Origin of the sequence: Campylobacter ureolyticus, from assembly GCF_013372225.1 — a bacterium.
GTDB classification, from domain to species: Bacteria; Campylobacterota; Campylobacteria; order Campylobacterales; family Campylobacteraceae; genus Campylobacter_B; species Campylobacter_B ureolyticus.
In genome coordinates this window covers 1,576,150-1,594,926 of the sequence record NZ_CP053832.1, presented here as the reverse complement: position 1 = coordinate 1,594,926, position 18,777 = coordinate 1,576,150, and the positions used below count along the sequence as shown (strand labels likewise).

Here is an 18,777-nt window from a genome sequence, read left to right as displayed (position 1 = left end):
TAATAAAAAAGGAGAGGTTTTGAATAGAGTTATAAATTTTAGTGCGGGTCCAAGCACAATACCACTAGATGTTTTAAAAACAGCACAAGATGAGCTTTTAAACTATCAAAATAAGGGATTTTCTATAATGGAAGTATCGCACAGAAGTGCAGTTTTTGATGAAGTTATAAATAGTGCTGAAAAAAGAGTAAAAGAGCTTTATGGTTTTAGTGATGATTATGCGGTTTTATTTTTACAAGGTGGTGCAAGTCTTCAGTTTGCCCAAATTCCTATGAATTTAAGCACAGGTAAAGTGTGTGAGTATATAAATACAGGCGTTTGGACTAAAAAAGCGATAAAAGAAGCTGAAATTTTAGGAATAAATTATAAGGTTGTAGCAAGCAGCGAAGATACAAATTTTGATAGAATTCCTTTAATTCCTGAGCTTAGCAAGGATGCTGATTATACTTATATTTGTTCAAACAACACTATTTATGGAACACAATATAAGGAGTTTCCAAAAACAAAATCTTTGTTAGTCATAGATAGTTCAAGTGATCTTTTTTCAAGAGAAATTGATACAAAAAACATTGGTCTTTTTTATGGAGGAATTCAAAAAAATGGTGGTCCAGCAGGCGTTACGCTAGTTGTTATCAGAAAAGATTTAGCAAATAGAGTTGCAAGTAATGTTCCAAATATTTTAAGATATAAAACTCAAATTGATGCAAATTCTATGAGCAATACTCCAAATACTTTTGGAATATATATGCTAAATTTAATGCTTGAAAAACTTATTAAAGAAGGTGGCTTAAAAGCAGTTAATGAAAAAAATGAGAAGAAAGCAGCACTTTTATACTCTGCAATTGATGAAATGAGTGACTTTTATAAAGGCCATGCAAAGAAAGATTCAAGGTCTTTGATGAACGTGAGTTTTAATATTACAAAAGGTGAAGAATTTGAGAAAAAATTTGTTTGTGAAGCTTTAGAAAATAATATGATGGGACTTAAAGGTCATAGGCATTTGGGAGGTATTAGAGCTTCTATTTATAATGCTATAACTTATGAAAATGTTGAGACTTTAGTTGGCTTTATGAAAGACTTTGCAAAGAAAAATGGCTAAATTTAACTAAAAATTTATATTTTTTTGTGTATAATTAAAGGTTAATAAAAACAAAAGGATTAAATTTGACAACGATTTTATTAGTTTTACAATTTGTACTAACTGTAATACTTACCATAGCCATCTTACTTCAAAAAAGCTCATCAATGGGACTTGGAGTTTATAGCGGAAGTAACGAAAGTTTATTTGGCGCAAAAGGTGCTGGTGGATTTTTAGCAAAATTTACAGTTGTTGTGGGAATTTTATTTATTTTAAATACTTTGGCTTTAGGATATTATTATCAAAAAAGTAATTCAAAATCTGTCATAGATAGTATTGATACAAAATCCCTTCAAATTCCTGCCCAAACAAATGAGATTCCAGAGACTAAAGCAGTTCCTGAAGCCCCTAAGGTAAATTAAAACGGCGAAATTATAAAGGATAAATATGCTAGATAAAATTTATAAAACACAAGAAGAAGCTTCTAAAAAAGCAATTGAGTCTTTGAAAAAAGATTTTCTAACTCTAAGAACTGGAAAAGTAAGCGTTAATGTGCTTGATAATATTTATGTTGATTACTATGGAAATCAAACTCCATTGAACCAAGTAGCTACTGTTTTAGCAACCGATGCGATGACGATAACCGTAACTCCTTGGGAAAAACCGATGTTAAAGACTATTGAAACAGCTATCCAAGCTGCAAATATTGGTGTAAATCCAAACAATGATGGTGAATGCATAAAGTTATTTTTTCCACCGATGACAACTGAACAAAGACAAGAAAATGTTAAAAGATCAAAAGCAATGGGCGAAAAAGCAAAAGTTAGTATAAGAAATGCTAGAAAAGATGCAAACGATGAGATTAAAAAAATAGAAAAAGAAATCTCAGAGGATGATGCAAAAAAAGCTCATGATGAAGTTCAAAAAATTACCGATAACTTTAATAATAAAGTTGATGATGTTTTAAAACAAAAAGAAGCTGAACTTTTAAAAGTATGATAAATTTTAAAATGGTGCAAGATGGCTAAACAAAAGGCTGTTATTGCACCTGTTTTTTTAAGAATGAAAGCTTTTATTATAGATATATTTCTAATTTCTATGCCGCTTTTATACTTTACTACCTATGCCGTTTTAGGCTCAAAGGAAAATTTTCAAAAAAATCAAATAGCTATTTTGTTAGTTTGGCTTGTTTACGGCATTATAACTTCACTTTTCTTTAGTTTAAAAGCTCAAACTCCTGGCTATAAATCACAAGAAATTTATTTAATAGATATAAAAACTGGTAAGAAAATAGGTTTTTTTAGAGCTTTTTTAAGATATCTTATTTTTATTTTTGGAAGTACTTTTTTATTTGGGATATTAATGTGCTTTTTTAGAAAAGATAGATTAAATCTGCACGATATTTTAACAAATTCTACTCCTGCAAAAAAGAAATAATAAAAATAAATAAAAAATTACATTTTTATTAACACCAAAAAGTTATAATATGCTAAATTTATTTAAGGAGAAATTATGAGTAAAGTTACATTAAATGGCGAAGCTGTTAAGCTAGTTGGCGATGAGCTAAGTGTTGGTGATTATGCATCTGAAGTTGAATTAGTTTTAGCAGATTTAAAAACTTTAAAAGTTGGCGGATCAAGTGAAAAAATTCAAGTTATTGCAACAGTTCCATCACTTGATACTGGTGTTTGTGCAATGGAAACAAAGAAATTTAATGAAAAAATGGCAAATTTAAAAAATGTAAATTTCAGTGTTGTTTCAATGGATTTACCTTTTGCACTAGGTAGATTTTGCGGAGCTGAAAATATTAAAAACATTAATACATTAAGTGATTTTAGATGTAAAGAATTTGGTAAAAAATATGGAGTTTTAATAGACAGTGGCACCTTAAAAGGACTTCTTGCAAGAGCTATTTTTGTTATTGATAAAGACTCAAAAATTATTTATAAAGAAGTAGTTAGCGAGATTACAAAAGAGCCTGATTATGATGGAGTGATAAAAGCTTTAAACTTAGGATGTGGTCCTAGAGGCTGCTAAATAAGCTCAAATTCCGCCATGATGCTTAGTATGTTAGGATGATAAATGCATAGTTTTATGGTGGGATTTTTATTTACTATTTTTAGTGCTATTTTTTGGGGACTTTCATCTGCTTGTGGTCAGTATCTATTTGATATAAAAAAAGTTTCAGCTGAGTGGTTGGTTGTAGTTAGGCTTTTGGCAAGTGGGATATTTTTGTTTTTCCTAGCACTTAGAAATCAAAAAAAAGATATTTTTTTAATTTTTAGTGATAAAAAAGATTTTTTTATTTTAATATTTTATGCTATTTTTGGACTTTTTTTATGCCAATATACTTATTTTTTTAAGCATGAAACTAAGTAACGCTGCAATCGCAACTATTTTACAATACACATCTCCAGCTTTTATTATGATCCATATGGCAGTTGTAAATAAAAAATTTCCTACAAAACTCGAAATTTTATCGCTTTTTCTTGTTATTGGAGGTGTTTTTATTTTAGCAACTCATCTAAAATTTGATTTTGCTATACCAAAAGAAGCTATTGTTTTTGGGTTAATTTCAGCACTTTGTATTTTGTTTATAGCATAACTCCAATACATATAAATAAAAAATATGGTATTTTAACAACTCTTTCTTATGGTCTTATAATAGGTGGTATTTTGGCCGCATTGATAAATAAAAACTGGACTCATCACGGAGTAAAAGATATAGATGGACTTTTTGCTATATTTGGAACTGTATTTTTTGGAACTATTATTTCATTTAGTTTTTATATGAAAGGATTAAGTATTTTAGGCCCTACAAAGACTAGTTTATTAGCCGCTGTTGAGCCTGTTGCATCAGCTTTTTTTATTTATCTGTTTTTAGGGCAAAGGTATGTATTTTTAGACTATATTGGTTTTATAATGATATTAAGCTGCACGATCTTGCTTGCTAGAAGGAAGTAAATTTATAAAAAAGTAAATTGTTTTTATTATTATTTTTCTAAGGCTCTGTTAAAATATTTTATTGATTTTTAAGCTAATTTATATTATAATTTCCTATATAAAATAACGATAGTAAGGAGGTTTGCGATGAAAAATAAGACAACAGAGTTAGATATAATTTTACAGCTTTTTAACTCTCTTTCAAATGATGATAAAAAATCATTCATAAAAGAGATAAAAAATAAAGAAACTTCTAACAAAGTATCTATCAAAAAAGAGATTAAATATTGTCCTCATTGTAAATCTACTAAATTTGTTAAAAATGGAAAAAGTAGCAATACTCAAAGATTTTTATGTAGAGATTGTAATAAAACATTTACTACTACAAATAATACGATATTTTTTAGTGTTAAAAAAGATATAAAAACCTGGAAATTATATATTCATTGTATGATAGAAAAATATTCACTTAGAAAAACAGCTAAGATTTGTAATATTTCACTACCTACTGCATTTGCTTGGAGACATAAAATTTTAGATGCTTTGCAAATTATGATGAGTGAAGTTGAATTAAATGGAATAGTTGAAGCTGATGAAACTTTTATACCGCTATCTTTTAAAGGTAATCATAAAAATTTTAAATTGCCACGCTTAGCAAAGAAAAGAGGAACACCTGCTACTAAGCGTGGATTAAGTAGAGAGCAGGTCTGTGTAAGTTGTGGAATAAATTTAAATTGTTTATCTATTGCAAAAGTATCAAATCTTGGCAAACCTAAATTAAAAGATTTAGAAAAGGTTTTAAATGGTAAAATTATAAAAGATAGTATGTTTGTAACTGATAGTTTTAGAGCTTATTTAAAACTTGCAAAAGATATGGAGTTAAGTCATATTAGAATACCAAGAAACAAATATAAAGCTGGAACATTTAATATTCAAACTATAAATAGTTATCATAGTAGATTGAAAGCAATGATAACTTATAATTTTAAAGGTGTTTCAACTAAATATCTTAATAACTATCTTGTTTATCATAATTTTGTAAATTTTGCAAAAGACAATAAAAATGACAAAGAGATAATTCTATTTGATTTTATACAAGAGAATGATTGTATAAGTAAATCTATTAACATCGCTAATAGACCAAATATACCATTGCCAGATGTGGCTTAGAAAGGGAAACAATGACACTATGGACACAAAACAGCTTAGAGCTTGCAAATAATTATGATTATTTAGACAGATTATATTCTGTTTATCCTGTAATATCTAATATAAGAAGAAATTTAGATCAAGAAACTATTAATGAATTATCATCCATGCTTACAAGTCCGCCAAATTTTGAACGAGGTAATTTATTAAGATTATTATTAAATTTAGATATTTTTCCTATTAAAGATTCTTATGTTGCATATCTTAGACGAGATAGAAGTGCAATTGATCGCAATCCAAATACTGTATGTAGAATTGAAAATATAATTGTAAATATGGGGCTTACAAATGTTTTGAATGAGATTACTAGACCTATTGAAGCAAATAGACAAATGGGTCAACATTTTAAAAATTGGGTAAATTCTACTAATTTTAATTTTGATAAAACAGATAATATAGATGTCTTTTTAAATACAGATACGCTAATGGTTTTTATTGGCAATGATAATATTATGTTAAATTTAGCAAAAGATATTTTTGGATACACAGGGAATAAAGGAATTGATTTTATTGCAAAAAGAGGTGAAAATGTAGCAATAGGAGAAGCTAAATTTCTTACAGATTTTGGTGGTCATCAAAATGCACAACTAAACGATGCTAAAAATATTTTACTAGATGGTTCTTTTACGCCTTGCGATTATCAAATTTTTCCTATTGCAATATTAGATGGTGTATTATATATTCAAAATACAGCCACTAGAATGACTAAAAATCATATGTCTGAGTTTGTTAATAATTCAACTAATGAACTTATAATGTCTGCATTATTGCTAAGTAGTTTTGTGGTTACGTTATAATGTCTATATCTTTAAATTATGATATAAAAAAGACTGAAATTGAAATTTTAGAAAAAATAAATAGATGTTCATCAGATAAATTAAATGTTATATATTCAGATCAAAAAACTAAACTTATATATCAAGATAATTTTCAAGCAATGTCTATTTTATTAAAAACATATAATAATAAAATAGATTTAGTTTATATAGATCCCCCTTTTAATACAGGTCAGGATTTTTTTTATTCAAATTCTAGAACATCTTCAATATCTAATTCAGAAACAGATAAATTAGCATATAGTGATATTTTTGAATTAGATGATTATCTAGAATTTATTAGAGAAAGACTTTTTTTGATTCATAAATTATTAAGCGATAAAGGAACTTTATATTTACATATTGATATAAAAATGGGACATTATATTAAAATTATATTAGATGAAATATTTGGAAAAGATAATTTTTTGAATGAAATTACTCGTATAAAATCAAATCCTAAAAACTTTAAAAGAAAAGCATATGGAAATATAAAAGATACAATTTATGTCTATGCTAAAAAAAAATGTATGCAAATTTTTAATGACATATCTATAAAACTTAGCGATGAAGAGCTTTTAAAAAAATTTCCTAAAATAGACAAAAATGGCGAAAGATATACTACTGTTCCTTGCCATGCACCAGGTGAAACACTAAATGGAAACACTGGAAAAAAATGGCGTGGCTTATTACCGCCAAAAGGAAGACACTGGAGAAGCTCTCCTGATGAATTAGAAATGTTAGATAAAACAGGTTTAATAGAATGGTCAAAAACAAACAACCCTCGCATTAAAAAATATGCAAAAGATCACAAAGGAAAAAAAATACAAGATATTTGGGGTAATTTTAAAGATCCACAATATCCAAAATACCCAACTGAAAAAAATTTAGAAATGTTAGAGCTTATTGTAAAGCAATCGTCTAATGAGAATTCTATTATAATGGATTGTTTTTGTGGTAGTGGCTCCTTTTTAATTGCAGGTTTAAAAAATAATCGTAATGTTATCGGAATAGATATAAGTGAGCAAAGTATGAAAATTTCAAAGCAAAATATTATAAAATAAAAATTTAATTTTTTAATAAAATCAATAAAATATTTTAACAGAGCCTTTTCTAAATTTAAGATTGTGCAAACAAACTCCACCAATAAAACCAATTATACTTCCTAGAATAATATCTTCAAGCCTTGCTACAATTAAAGTTGTTGCTCCACCACTTATTACTCCACTCATTTCAGCCATATAAACAGTCATCGGAGTTATAAAAATTGTGGCTACGCCATAGTGTTTAGTAATCGTAAGTTGCGCTAAAAAGCCAAGAATACCTATTAAAATTGCAATTTGTAGGCTATTTAAATTTAAACGCAGCAAAAAATATACTAAAGCTATTCCTATTGCGGTTCCCAAAATTCTATGAATTTGCCTTGTCCATTTACTTCTTAGAGTCATTCCTTGTAGGATTGCTAGTGTAGAAATTGGCACCCAATACGCTCTTTCAATGCCTATTATTTGTGCTATTAAAATACTAAATCCAACAAAAAATCCAATTATCACACTATCAACAACTACATTATCAAAACCATCATATTTTATTTTTTAATCTCTTCTATTTTCAAAATTTTTGCAGTTAATAAACTATATATAAAGGCAACTATTACAGCCCAAATAGTCCCTAAGACAAAATATCCACTAACTTCTATAAGCTGTGATGTCTTAAAAGGTAAAAAGATAGATATCGTAGCAATCATTATAAAGAAGAAATTTCCAGGGTTTGATAATTGATAAAATCTTACAGTCATTGTTACAATCATAGTTAAGATACATAAAACAATTGAACTTATATGCGGTGAGAAATGTGCTAGTCCTCCAAAGATAAAACTTACTATAAAACCAAATCCACAAGCCATTAAAACTATCATTCTATGATAAAGTGGTGTTTTAGGAGTATATAAAAAAGCATTGTACCCATTGAACTAATAACTGCTAAATGCATATTGTTTAAAAAAGCCCCTACTAAAAGTGGAGCCGACATGCAAAAACCTGTAAAAAATGCAAGATGCCAAGTTGAATCATCTTTATTTATTTCTAATATTTTATTTATTTCGTAACTTATTGTTTTAATAATATTCATAAAATCCCAAAGTCATATTAATTCTAAATATAAATTTTTATAAATCAAGATATTTAACAATCATTATAAATTTATACTTTTATAACAAATATTAAGATATAATTTCATTATTTCTAATTTCAAAAGGAAGAGTTATGGTTTTAAACATATTTTTGGGCATAATTGCGGTTATTATTGCATTTTGTATTGTAATTCCACTGTTTTTTAGACGAGTTGTTGAGACAAATGAAGTTCACATAGTTCAAAGTTCAAATAAAACAGTAAGCTATGGAAAAGATACAGGAAATGGAAATACTTATTATGAGTTTCCTAGTTGGGTGCCGATTTTTGGTATAACAAAGATAGTTTTACCGGTTTCTGTTTTTGCTATAAAAATAGATGATTATGAAGCTTATGATTTAGGAAGACTTCCTTTTGTTGTGGATATCACAGCTTTTTTTAGGATAGAAGATTCAAATTTGGCAGCTCAAAGAGTGGAAAGTTTCGAAGATTTACAAATCCAACTTACAAATATTATTCAAGGCTCAATTAGAAGTATTTTATCAAGTAGAGCACTAGAAGATATTTTGCAAATTAGATCTGAGCTCGGGGATGATTTTACAAAAGCAGTTAAAATTCAGCTTCAAAGCTGGGGAATAGAACCTGTTAAAAATATAGAATTAATGGATATTAGAGATAGTAGTGGAAGTAAAGTTATATTTAACATAATGGAGAAGAAAAAATCCGAAATTGAAAAAGAAAGTAGAATAGAGGTTGCAAACAACTTAAAGTTAGCTCAAATAGCAGAAATTGAAGCTGTTCAAGTAACAGAGGTAAAACAACAAGATGCAAATAAAATAGTTGGATTAAAAACCGTTGAAAACGAAAGAGAGGTAGCTATTTCAAAAGAACTTGCAAATCAGCTTATAAAAGATCAAGAAAAAATCACAAAAGAAAAAGAGATGGAAGTAGTTAGAGTAAAAGATGTAAAAGAAGCTGAGATTAAAAAACAAGTTGAAATAGTTAGGGCCGAGCAAGATCAAAGAAAAATTGAAATCGATGCCGAAGCTAGAAAAAATGCTAAAATCAAAGATGCAGAAGCTATAAAAGAAAATCAAATTTTAGTTGCTCAAGGTGATAAAGAAAAGCAATTTCTAGCAGCGGCAGCTCTTTTGGAGATGAAAGATAAGGAAGCCCAAGGAACTCTTAAAATAGGCTCAGCCGAAGCTGAGGCTTTAAGGCTTAAAGAGTTAGCTCCTGTAAATGCTCAAATAGAGCTTGCAAGAGAAATTGGAGAAAATGAGGGATATCAAACTTATTTAATCTCTATAAAACAAATTGAAGCTAATAGGGATATCGGGCTTGAGCAAGCAAAAGCATTAAGCAATGCAGATCTTAAAATTATTGCAAATGAAGGAAATATTGCAAGTGGAGTAAATAAAATAGGAGATGTTTTAAGTTCAAAAGGTGGCACAAATTTAGCTTCAATGCTTGAGGGTTTAAATCAAAGTGAAATAGGAAAAAAAATAATAGATAAATTTACAGGCAAAAAAGAAGAGTAAATTTGCTATAATATCATTAAAATTGTGAAAAGGTTTTATTTTGAGAAGTTTTGAAGATATTTTATCGCAAAAAGATGTGGAAATAAAAAAATGTCAAGATTTTGCAAATTGTGCAAAAAATATCATTTTAAGTGGTGAAAATATAGAGATTTTACTGGAACTTTTGGATGAAAAAATCAATTACTATTTAAATCTAAAGTGCTTTAACTATGAAGCAATAGCTTTAAATTTAGATATGGTTGATAAAAACATAATAAGACAAATTCAAATTTTAAAATATGATTTAAAAAAAGATTTTTCAAATTTAGATGAAGCATGTCAAAAGTATGATATGCTTTACATCTTAGAAAACAATAATTTTAAAAGCCCTGAAGAGATACAAAATTTCATCCTAGAAAATCAGTTTTTTAAAGAATATTTAGAAAAAAAATATGAAGAAAAAGACGATAAAGATACAAATAAGAGCATTAAAGGAAGTGGTTTTTACTCACATATATTTTATTTTATCTTTCTTATAATAGGTTGGGGTGGGTTTTTATATCTTCTTTTTGAAAAGATATAGATTAAGAAATTATAAATGGTGGAGACAAGCAGGATCGAACTGCCGACCTCTTGAATGCCATTCAAGCGCTCTCCCAGCTGAGCTATGCCCCCAAATATTTTAAAATATAATTCTACTGAAAATTTCTTATAATATCCTTTAAAATAAAAAAATAAAAAAAATTGCAAAATAAATAAATTTTTAAGTTTAAATTTGGTATTATTTCAATTCAGTTTTAAAAATGCGGGAATAGCTCAGGGGTAGAGCACAACCTTGCCAAGGTTGGGGTCGCGAGTTCGAATCTCGTTTCCCGCTCCATTAAGGTGTTTTGCCCAGGTGGCGGAATGGTAGACGCAAGGGACTTAAAATCCCTCGGAAGTTTTTTCCGTGCCGGTTCAAGTCCGGCTCTGGGCACCATTAGCGTTGCAAGGCGACATAGCCAAGTGGCTAAGGCAGGAGCCTGCAAAGCTCTGATCCTCGGTTCAAATCCGAGTGTCGCCTCCAACAAATAAAGGAAAAGTTATGAGATTTATTTTATCTGTATTTGTGGCATTGTTGTTTTTAACAGGTTGTTCTAGCACTTGGCATGGTGTTAAGAGTGATACTAAACAAAATGTTGAATGGACAAAAGATAAAGTCCATGATGGAGCAGAGTGGGTCTCAGAAAAAACTGAATAGTTCGGGAAATGGCTGAGCGGTCGAAAGCGGCGGTCTTGAAAACCGTTGAGGGTCACACCTCCTGGGGTTCGAATCCCTATTTCCCGGCCATTTATACTATCTAAAAATACTTCTAAATAGCGATATTATCGTTATTATCTTAACTTTTAAAAATCATCAAATTTTATCTATTTTTTATGAAATTTCAAGATGTTACATAAAATATGGCGTTTTGTTACATAAAATGGTTTTAAAATTAGGAGTTAAAAATGACTTCTAATAATATAACAAAAATAAAAAATAGTTATTATTATTTTGATAAGGCTTACAAAGATGGAAAAATTATAACTATTAAATATTCTCTTTTTACAGATGATATTTTAGCTACAAAAGCTTTAGCTATAAAAATAAAATCAACTATTGATAAAATTTCAAATTCAAATATAACTAAAACTAAGAAGTCATTCAATAGTTTTAAAAGCTATATAAATCACATTAAAAATTCATCAAATAATAGTAAAATTTTTATTGATTACAAAGAGTATAGAAAAATTTTTTAAGTTTGTGGTTGCTAATTTTTATAAGCCAGAATGTTTGAATAATGAAAGTTTAAATCTAGAACACTATCAAAATACTAATAACACTTGTATGATACTCCCTAACACTTAACTAATAAATGTAAGCTTTTTTTAGACACAGAAAATAAACTATGTGCTAAATATTAAATATATAAAATTTAGTATTTTGACACAGCTTATTAGATTTTGTGCTAAAAATAGCTTTGATTTTGGATAAAAATCTTTGTTTGAAGTAAAACAGAATACAAGAAAGAAACAAGGCTAATTTTTATTTATTAAAAAAGGGATATAAAATGAAATTAGACGGTATAAAATATTTTGTTGGGGTAGATGTAAGTAAAGATATTTTAGATATATGTTTTTTAACTATTGATGAAACTAAAAAAAGACTTATGATAATGTAAAAATTGAAAAGAAGTATTCTTTAAAATGCATAGTTGATGGATTTATAAAAAATGAATGTATGAAACAAAAAAGCAGTGATGATACTAAAAATAGATATAGATTAGTAGCTAAAGAATTTGATAGCTTTACAAAGAATAAAAATTTATAAAAGACAAATTTATATTTTTTAGTGTAAAATATCAGATACTAAATTCAAAGGATAAATTTATGCAAATAATAAAAACTTCTATTTTGATGATTGTTTTAATGTTTTTATTTATGGCAATTGGCTATGCAATCGGTGGTCAAGGCGGTATGGTAATTGCATTTTTAATAGCTTGTGCTACAAATTTTTTTAGTTATTTTTTTAGTGATAAGATAGTTTTAAAACACTATAATGCAGTTTTAGTAACTAAACAAAATGCATCTGGTCTTTATGATATAGTTGAAAAGCTTTGTAAAAAAGGAAATTTACCACTTCCTAAAATTTGCATTATTCCTGATTCTACTCCAAATGCGTTTGCAACCGGAAGAAACCCAAAACATGCTGTTGTGGCAGTAACTGAAGGTCTTTTAAATTTAATGAGTGAAGAAGAGATTGAAGCTGTTATTGCTCATGAGTTAAGCCATGTAAAGCATTATGATATTTTAACTGGCTCAATTGCAGCTGTTTTTGCAGGGGCAATCGCAATTTTAGCAAATATTGCAAAAATGGGAGCTATGTTTGGAGGTAATAATAAAAACTCAAATAGATCAAATATTGTTGTTTTAATCGCTCTTGCTGTTATTGCTCCACTTGCTGCTACTATTATTCAGCTTGCAATTTCAAGAAGTAGGGAGTTTGAGGCTGATCGTGGTTCAGCTGAGCTTACTTCAAATCCAAATGGACTTATAAAAGCACTTTCTAAACTCGAAAACTATTCTAAAAATCCTCTTAAAAACGCAGATCCAAGCAGTGCTCATATGTTTATTTTAAATCCACTGAGTGGCAAAAGTAACTTTTCATCTTTATTTAGAACTCACCCAAGCACAGAAGAGAGAATTAAAGCACTTAGAAATTTAAATTAAGAGATTGAATTTTTAAATATGCATATAACAATAATATTAACAATTATTAAAGTTTTATTTAAGCATTAATAAAGGTATAAAACGAAAAATATTAAACCCGGTTTAGGTATGATAAAAGATATTCAAATAAAACACTTAAAAGAGGGAGATCATACAACACACTACTATGTTATAGATAAATGGGGTAATGGCGTAAGTGTTACCTATACAGTAAATGGTTATTATGGTGCATATGCAGCAGTTGATGGTGCAGGTTTCTTACTAAACAACGAAATGGATGACTTCTCTATAAAACCAGGTGTTGCAAATATGTTTGGTTTGATAGGTGGTGATGCTAACGCAATAGCTCCAAATAAACGTCCATTAAGCTCTATGAGTCCAACTGTTATTTTAAAAGATGGTAAGTTGTTTATGGTTGTTGGAAGTCCTGGTGGAGCAAGAATTATAACAACAGTTACACAAGTTATATCAAACGTTATCGATCATGGTATGGATATCTCAAAAGCTGTTGCAGCTCCAAGATTTCATATGCAATGGTATCCAGAAGAGATTAGAGTTGAACCTTTTGGTATGACAAAAGATACAAAAGCAAAATTAGAAAAAATGGGATATAAAATTACAGAATTACCAGAAATGGGTGATGTAAATGCTATTATGGTAAATCCTAAAACTCATATTATTGAGGGTATAAAAGACCCAAGAACTGAGTTTTAATTTAAACTTGCCTAAGATTAATCTTAGGCAAATTAAAACTACAATCTTAGTTGAAAATCTTTTCTTAAATATTTAAATAAAAGCTTAAATTTAGTTAAATTTAAGTATAATCTTAGATTTATTGTAAATTTGTAACATAAATTTTGCATATTTTTAAAATTTTGAGTAGTTTTATATAAATTTAATTAAATTGCTATATTATTACTAAAAGTCAAATAAAGGTTTTTGTATGAAAGAGATATCGTTTAGGAGCTTTTTAGTAGTTGGGCTTACGCTTTTTTCTATGTTTTTTGGTGCTGGAAATTTTATATTTCCACCATTTTTGGGTAATCTTGCGGGAGAGCAAACTCCAATTGCAATAATTGCATTTTGCTTAACAGCTGTTTTATTTCCTATTTTAGGTATTGCAGCAGTTGCAAAGTCAAATGGACTTCATAATCTTGCACAAAGAATTTCACCTAAATTTGCACTAATTTTTTCAATATTTTTACTTCTTATAATTGGACCATTTTTTGCTATTCCAAGGGCTGCAAATATGCCTTTTGAGCTTGCTATTAAACCATTTTTATCACAAGGCTTACAAGCCAGTTTTATACCTTTATTTTTGTACTCTATAAGTTATTTTATAGTAAATTGGGCTCTTTCAAGAAATCCAACAAAAATGATATCAACATTGGGTAAAATTTTAACTCCTATTTTACTTATTTTGATACTTGTTTTATTTGCTGTTTCTATTATTGATCCACTTCACAGTTCTTCATTTTTAGAAGCAAAAGGAAGTTATGCAGCTCATCCTATAACTACTGGTATTTTAGAAGGCTATCAGACAATGGATGCTTTGGCAAGCCTTAGTTTTGGACTTGTTATTTTGCTTACTTTTAAAAGAATTGGTATAAAAGATAATGAAAAAATAGTAAGTGCAACCATAAAAGCAGGCCTTTTGGCAGGACTTATTTTGATGATAATTTATATGATGCTTTCATATATTGGTGCAAGTGCAGGTGCAGCAGTAGGTTTGTTTGAACAAGCACCTACAAATGGAGCTGAAATTTTAGCAATAGCAACTGAGTATTGGTTTGGAAAATATGGCATTATAATATTTGGTTTAGCAATGTTTTTAGCTTGTTTGACAACAACTGTTGGTCTTACTTGTGCAATAAGCGAATATTTTATAACAATTACAAAGATTAAGTATAAACATTGGATAATCATTTGGTCTGTTATAAGTTCACTTATGGCAAATGTTGGTCTTACTGCAATTATTAATTATGCAGTGCCATTTTTAGGCATTATTTATCCACTAGCACTTTCTTTAATAGTTTTATCTTTATTAAATAATAAATTAAATGAGGATAAATTTACTTATTCTTTAGTTATTTATGTAGTTTTAGCCATAAGTTTAATTGGAACTTTTGATAGAAGTTTTCATATTGCGATACCAGGTTTGGTTGATTTGTGTAGGTTTTTACCACTGTATGATCAAAGCCTTGAGTGGATGATACCAGGCATTATTTGTTTGTTGGTTGGTATGGTTAAAGTAAAATCATATAAAAAATAAATACTTGTGTATAATAGAGGGCTTTTGCCCTCATATTTCAAATTTAAATTTACACTTTTTATATTTTAGTCTTGTCTATCAAGCTGTAAAGCAAGATCTTTAACACCTTTAAAATTTACTTTTCCTGTTCCTAGAACTGGAATTTTTTCTACTTTATGGATGACACTTGGTCTCATAAGAGCATTTAAATTTGAGTTTTTTATTAATTCTTTTATCTTATCAATGTTTTTTTCTCCCTCATAAAGTAAGACTATCTTTTCACCTTTTTTATCGTCTTTTAAATTTGTAACACTTATAATATCATCATCGCACAATACTTCGTGAAGCGCATTTTCAACCATTGAAAGACTTATCATCTCACCACCAAGTTTTGCAAAACGTGATATCCTATCTGTTATATATATAAAATAGTCTTGATCTAAGTATCCTATATCGCCTGTTTTGTAGTATTTTATCCCATCTATTTCAACTAAAGCATCACTAATTTTGTTAAAATAACCTTTCATAACTTGATGTCCGCTTACTAAAATAAGACCATTTTCATAATCTTCGAGCTCTTTTAGAGTATTTGGATCTACTATCTTTACAATAGTTCCATTTAGTGGCATTCCAACACTTCCTTTTTTGTTGAAAATTTGCTCTTTTTCATCTTTTATCTCATTTGGCAAATTTACACTAATTACAGGCGAAGTTTCTGTTGTGCCATAACCTTCTAAAATTTCTTTATCAAATTTCTCTTCAAATTCATTTTTTGTGTTTAAATTTAGTTTCTCACCACCTGCTACTGCGTATTTAATGCTTTCAAACATCTCTTTTGTTACTTTTTTATTTTTAGTATAAAGCCTAAAAAATGTAGATGTGCCAAATATAACTTCTGCTTTATGCTTTTGAAGCATTGTACCAAGAGTAAATCCATCCGTTGGATCAGCTACAAAAACGCTTTTTAAGTTTGAATAAAGTGGATAAAGTGTAGTTAAAGTAAGTCCAAAAGAGTGAAAAACAGGAAGACTTGAAAGCATAACTTGGATATTTTCTCTTCCTAAAAGGTCACTTACTTGAACTATATTTGTAAGTAAATTTTTATGTGTTAATACTATACCTTTTGGTTCGCCTTCACTTCCACTGCTATAAATAATTGCTGCTGTGTCATCTAAGTTTGTTTTTTTAAAATAGAGTTTTTCGATTAAAATTTTAGGTAGCATTGCTTTAACAAAGGCTCTTATTTTATCAAATTTTGTAATTTTTAAATCTTCTAAATAAAAGAATTTCTGTATTATTTGTGCGTTAAAATTTATCTCTCTTGCATTTAATTTTTCTATAAACTTTTTTGAAGTTAAAATGGTTTTAATACCTGCATTTTCTAAACAATTTTGCAAAGAGTTTGTGTTTGATGTGTAGTTTAAATTTACAATTACTTTTTTTTGTGTAAGAAGTGTAAGGTTAATTATCGCACAAGCGTTTGATGATGGAAGTAAAATTCCTATATTTTCTTCATCTTTTAAATTAAGTTTTTTTGCAAACAAAAGCACACCAACAAGTACTTTGAAGTTTGATAATGTTTTGGCGCTAAAATCAACCATAGAAGTATGAAATGGAGTTCTTTTTACCCATTTTAGCCATTCATATTGAAGTGGCTTTTGCAAATCTAGATAATCCCCAAGGTTAAAATAAGATAGTTTTATAACCTCTTTTTTAAGATTGCTTGGTGAAATTTGTGAGTCTAGGGGCTGGCTAAAAGCTATATTTAAAACTCTTCTTTTAAATGTTTTTTTCTTATAGCTAATATCAGCTCTTGAAAAAAATGAACCCCAAAAACCTCTTATGTGAAAAGCAACTATTTTAGCGCCCGTATCTTTTATAGCAAGCATATAACCTTTTTTAAAAACATTTAAATTTGAGTTTTGAGTTATGTGACCTTCTGCAAACATTGCCACAACTTCACCGTTTTTAAGTGCGGTTTGTATTTGATTCATAGCAAGTTTGTTTGTGCCTTTTCCAACTCTTATAACATCAAAAATATTAAAAAACCACTTTAGATGAAGTTTTTCATAAAAGCTTACATGCATTACAAATTTAATTTTTCTATTAACTGCAATTTGTATTAATGCCCAATCTATAAAGCTTAGGTGATTTCCAAGCATTAAAACCCCACCATTTTGTGGTATGTCACCTTTAACTCTTACTTTATAAAAAAGTTTAAAAAATGGCATTACCAAAAGCCTTAAAGTTAAATTTGGTACAATAAAAAATGAAATTATTGAGCAAATCAACGCACTTAAACTTGCTAAATAAAAAATATTTTTTGAGTTTATGCTAAAATATGCACAAAATATCGCTAAGAATAAAAATATAACCATAAAAATGTTTTGTATAAAATTGCTTCCTGCCATTATCTTACCTGCATTTTCCTTTCCTGCATTTAGTTGAATATTTGCATTTAAAGGGATTATAAAAGCCCCACCCATAAAGCCAAATAAAATAGCTGTTAAAAACATTAAAAAGATAGAATTTGCACTTGCAAAAAGTACAAGCATAACAAAAAGTCCAAAAGATGAGATGCAAACTATTCCAAGCTCTACTCTTTTTTTAGATAAATAACCTGAAAATAGCGCTCCAAACACTATTCCGATTGTACTGCTTGCTAAAATTATTTGAATTATTGCAACATTATCATCTATAATATCTTTATAGTGCCTTGGAAAAACTGCTATTATAAGCTGAGCCAATGCCCAAAAAACAGAAACTCCAAGTACGCTTAATAAGATGTTTTTGTTTTTAAAAATTAGCGTTAAATTTTCTTTTAGATACCCAAAAGTTATATATTTTTTAATTTTAAACTCACTTTTCTTATCGCCTGCTTCAAAATATGGAATTTTAAATGCAAAATATGTTTCCAAACATGTGAAAATAAATAAAATTATTCCTATAAACCAAACAGAACTCATCATCTTTCCTGGGCTATCAGCAATAACTACAAATTTTTCAAAAATTATAGAAAAAATTAAAGATGAGAGTAAAATAGCGATAATTGTGGCAGATTCTACTACGCTATTTGCTAAAGCAATATTTTCTTTTTTTGCAATTTGCTTTATAAGTGCATATTTAGCAGTAGAAAAAATCGCACTTTGAACAGCTAAAAGCAAAGTCATGAAAAATGCAAAATAAAACCAACCTTTAAAATAAGCAATTGTTATTAAAAATGTAAAAATTATAGTAACAGCTGCTGCAACTCTTGAAATTTGAGTACGCGAAAATTTATCATTTAAAAATCCAGATAGCGAAAAAAGGGAAATATAAGGAAGTAAAATGAGTAAATTTACAATCGCAGTAAGAGCTATTAAAATATCACCCGAATAACTTTTAACTAAGATATTTTGAATGGTAATTTTGTGTCCTAGATCAACCACTGCATTTATAAAAAGAACTACAATAAAAGGCAAAAAGCCTGTTATGTTAAAAAGTTTTCGCATATCTTTCCTAACATTTTTTATATAAAAATTATTTTTATTTGTAAATTTAAGATTTTAGCGAAATTAATGAAATAAATTAAGAAAATTTGAT

Annotated in this window: 21 protein-coding genes, 5 tRNA genes and 1 pseudogene; 22 read left to right on the top strand and 5 right to left on the bottom strand. The window is 28.4% G+C overall.

The genetic code is table 11. The features are described 5' to 3' along the window. The first annotated feature begins 19 nt into the window (after window positions 1–19). The 11 genes from serC to CURT_RS08115 all read left to right on the top strand — a co-directional run bounded on the left by serC (window position 20) and on the right by CURT_RS08115 (window position 7,109). Complete coding sequence (gene serC / locus CURT_RS08165; protein WP_018713588.1) at window positions 20–1,099, top strand: 3-phosphoserine/phosphohydroxythreonine transaminase; 1,080 nt, start codon at window positions 20–22, stop codon at window positions 1,097–1,099. Between the two features lie 65 nt (window positions 1,100–1,164). Beyond that, a complete protein-coding gene (gene secG, locus CURT_RS08160; RefSeq protein ID WP_018713587.1) occupies window positions 1,165–1,500 on the top strand; it encodes a preprotein translocase subunit SecG in 336 nt (111 codons plus the stop codon). A 25-nt stretch (window positions 1,501–1,525) separates the two neighbouring features. Then, window positions 1,526–2,077: a ribosome recycling factor gene (gene frr, locus CURT_RS08155; protein WP_018713586.1), complete on the top strand. Its 552-nt coding sequence runs from the start codon at window positions 1,526–1,528 to the stop codon at window positions 2,075–2,077. 21 nt (window positions 2,078–2,098) lie between these two features. Then, window positions 2,099–2,515 (top strand): RDD family protein, encoded by a 417-nt coding sequence (locus CURT_RS08150; RefSeq protein WP_018713585.1) that lies wholly within the window; start codon window positions 2,099–2,101, stop codon window positions 2,513–2,515. 75 nt (window positions 2,516–2,590) lie between these two features. Further along, the gene (gene tpx, locus CURT_RS08145; protein ID WP_018713584.1) at window positions 2,591–3,115 is read left to right on the top strand and encodes a thiol peroxidase; all 525 of its coding nucleotides are present in this window, start codon (window positions 2,591–2,593) and stop codon (window positions 3,113–3,115) included. A 45-nt stretch (window positions 3,116–3,160) separates the two neighbouring features. Continuing rightward, window positions 3,161–3,457 carry an EamA family transporter gene (locus tag CURT_RS08140; RefSeq protein ID WP_018713583.1) on the top strand — a complete coding sequence of 99 codons (297 nt, stop codon included), beginning with the start codon at window positions 3,161–3,163 and terminating at the stop codon, window positions 3,455–3,457. Beyond that, window positions 3,444–3,683 (top strand): EamA family transporter, encoded by a 240-nt coding sequence (locus CURT_RS08135; RefSeq protein ID WP_018713582.1) that lies wholly within the window; start codon window positions 3,444–3,446, stop codon window positions 3,681–3,683. The genes CURT_RS08140 and CURT_RS08135 overlap by 14 nt, the downstream gene beginning before the upstream one ends. Further along, entirely contained in the window at window positions 3,662–4,042 is a 381-nt protein-coding gene (locus tag CURT_RS08130; protein ID WP_018713581.1) for a DMT family transporter, read from the top strand. Before CURT_RS08135 ends, CURT_RS08130 begins: the two co-directional genes overlap by 22 nt. Before the next feature lie 126 nt (window positions 4,043–4,168). Then, entirely contained in the window at window positions 4,169–5,191 is a 1,023-nt protein-coding gene (locus tag CURT_RS08125; RefSeq protein WP_018713961.1) for an IS1595 family transposase, read from the top strand. Window positions 5,192–5,202: 11 nt separating this feature from the next. Then, window positions 5,203–6,027, top strand: a complete 825-nt coding sequence (locus CURT_RS08120) for a hypothetical protein (RefSeq protein WP_018713960.1) — start codon at window positions 5,203–5,205, stop codon at window positions 6,025–6,027. After that, window positions 6,027–7,109 carry a site-specific DNA-methyltransferase gene (locus CURT_RS08115; RefSeq protein WP_115651837.1) on the top strand — a complete coding sequence of 361 codons (1,083 nt, stop codon included), beginning with the start codon at window positions 6,027–6,029 and terminating at the stop codon, window positions 7,107–7,109. Before CURT_RS08120 ends, CURT_RS08115 begins: the two co-directional genes overlap by 1 nt. 21 nt (window positions 7,110–7,130) lie before the next feature. On the opposite strand, the gene CURT_RS08110 is transcribed toward CURT_RS08115, so the two are convergent. Genes CURT_RS08110 through CURT_RS08100 form a run of 3 tightly spaced genes read right to left on the bottom strand, consistent with a single transcriptional unit; the run spans window position 7,131 to window position 8,175 of the window. After that, the gene (locus CURT_RS08110; RefSeq protein WP_051080270.1) at window positions 7,131–7,598 is read right to left on the bottom strand and encodes an FUSC family protein; all 468 of its coding nucleotides are present in this window, start codon (window positions 7,596–7,598) and stop codon (window positions 7,131–7,133) included. A gap of 35 nt (window positions 7,599–7,633) precedes the next feature. Continuing rightward, entirely contained in the window at window positions 7,634–7,963 is a 330-nt protein-coding gene (locus CURT_RS08105) for a hypothetical protein (protein ID WP_154646917.1), read from the bottom strand. Further along, the gene (locus tag CURT_RS08100) at window positions 7,960–8,175 is read right to left on the bottom strand and encodes a hypothetical protein (protein ID WP_018712910.1); all 216 of its coding nucleotides are present in this window, start codon (window positions 8,173–8,175) and stop codon (window positions 7,960–7,962) included. The genes CURT_RS08105 and CURT_RS08100 overlap by 4 nt, the downstream gene beginning before the upstream one ends. A 134-nt stretch (window positions 8,176–8,309) precedes the next feature. On the opposite strand from CURT_RS08100, the gene CURT_RS08095 reads away from it, so the two are divergent. Together CURT_RS08095 and CURT_RS08090 are read left to right on the top strand one after the other, a co-directional pair. Continuing rightward, the gene (locus CURT_RS08095; protein ID WP_018712909.1) at window positions 8,310–9,716 is read left to right on the top strand and encodes an SPFH domain-containing protein; all 1,407 of its coding nucleotides are present in this window, start codon (window positions 8,310–8,312) and stop codon (window positions 9,714–9,716) included. A 40-nt stretch (window positions 9,717–9,756) separates the two neighbouring features. Then, on the top strand, window positions 9,757–10,278 hold the full coding sequence (locus CURT_RS08090; protein ID WP_018712908.1) for a hypothetical protein: 522 nt from the start codon (window positions 9,757–9,759) through the stop codon (window positions 10,276–10,278). Window positions 10,279–10,294: 16 nt separating this feature from the next. Here CURT_RS08090 and CURT_RS08085 read toward each other — a convergent pair. Then, a tRNA-Ala gene (locus tag CURT_RS08085) sits at window positions 10,295–10,370 on the bottom strand. A gap of 130 nt (window positions 10,371–10,500) precedes the next feature. On the opposite strand from CURT_RS08085, the gene CURT_RS08080 reads away from it, so the two are divergent. From CURT_RS08080 to brnQ, 9 genes and pseudogenes are all read left to right on the top strand, one after another. Further along, window positions 10,501–10,575, top strand: a tRNA-Gly gene (locus tag CURT_RS08080). Between the two features lie 12 nt (window positions 10,576–10,587). Further along, window positions 10,588–10,674: transfer RNA gene (locus tag CURT_RS08075), tRNA-Leu, on the top strand. 12 nt (window positions 10,675–10,686) lie between these two features. Continuing rightward, a tRNA-Cys gene (locus CURT_RS08070) sits at window positions 10,687–10,761 on the top strand. A gap of 18 nt (window positions 10,762–10,779) precedes the next feature. Beyond that, window positions 10,780–10,935 carry a putative periplasmic lipoprotein gene (locus tag CURT_RS08065; protein WP_018712907.1) on the top strand — a complete coding sequence of 52 codons (156 nt, stop codon included), beginning with the start codon at window positions 10,780–10,782 and terminating at the stop codon, window positions 10,933–10,935. 2 nt (window positions 10,936–10,937) lie between these two features. Beyond that, window positions 10,938–11,025 (top strand) — tRNA-Ser (locus tag CURT_RS08060). Between the two features lie 158 nt (window positions 11,026–11,183). Beyond that, window positions 11,184–11,474, top strand: coding sequence for a hypothetical protein (locus CURT_RS08055; protein WP_018712906.1), 291 nt, complete (start codon window positions 11,184–11,186; stop codon window positions 11,472–11,474). 630 nt (window positions 11,475–12,104) lie between these two features. Then, window positions 12,105–12,944 (top strand): zinc metalloprotease HtpX, encoded by an 840-nt coding sequence (htpX, locus tag CURT_RS08050; protein WP_018712903.1) that lies wholly within the window; start codon window positions 12,105–12,107, stop codon window positions 12,942–12,944. 81 nt (window positions 12,945–13,025) lie between these two features. Continuing rightward, window positions 13,026–13,658: pseudogene (locus tag CURT_RS08045) on the top strand (gamma-glutamyltransferase); the annotation flags it as partial. 229 nt (window positions 13,659–13,887) lie between these two features. Continuing rightward, a complete protein-coding gene (gene brnQ, locus CURT_RS08040) occupies window positions 13,888–15,216 on the top strand; it encodes a branched-chain amino acid transport system II carrier protein (protein ID WP_018712901.1) in 1,329 nt (442 codons plus the stop codon). Window positions 15,217–15,281: 65 nt separating this feature from the next. Here brnQ and CURT_RS08035 read toward each other — a convergent pair whose 3' ends face one another. Beyond that, window positions 15,282–18,686: an acyl-[ACP]--phospholipid O-acyltransferase gene (locus CURT_RS08035; protein WP_018712900.1), complete on the bottom strand. Its 3,405-nt coding sequence runs from the start codon at window positions 18,684–18,686 to the stop codon at window positions 15,282–15,284. Window positions 18,687–18,777: the final 91 nt, after the last annotated feature.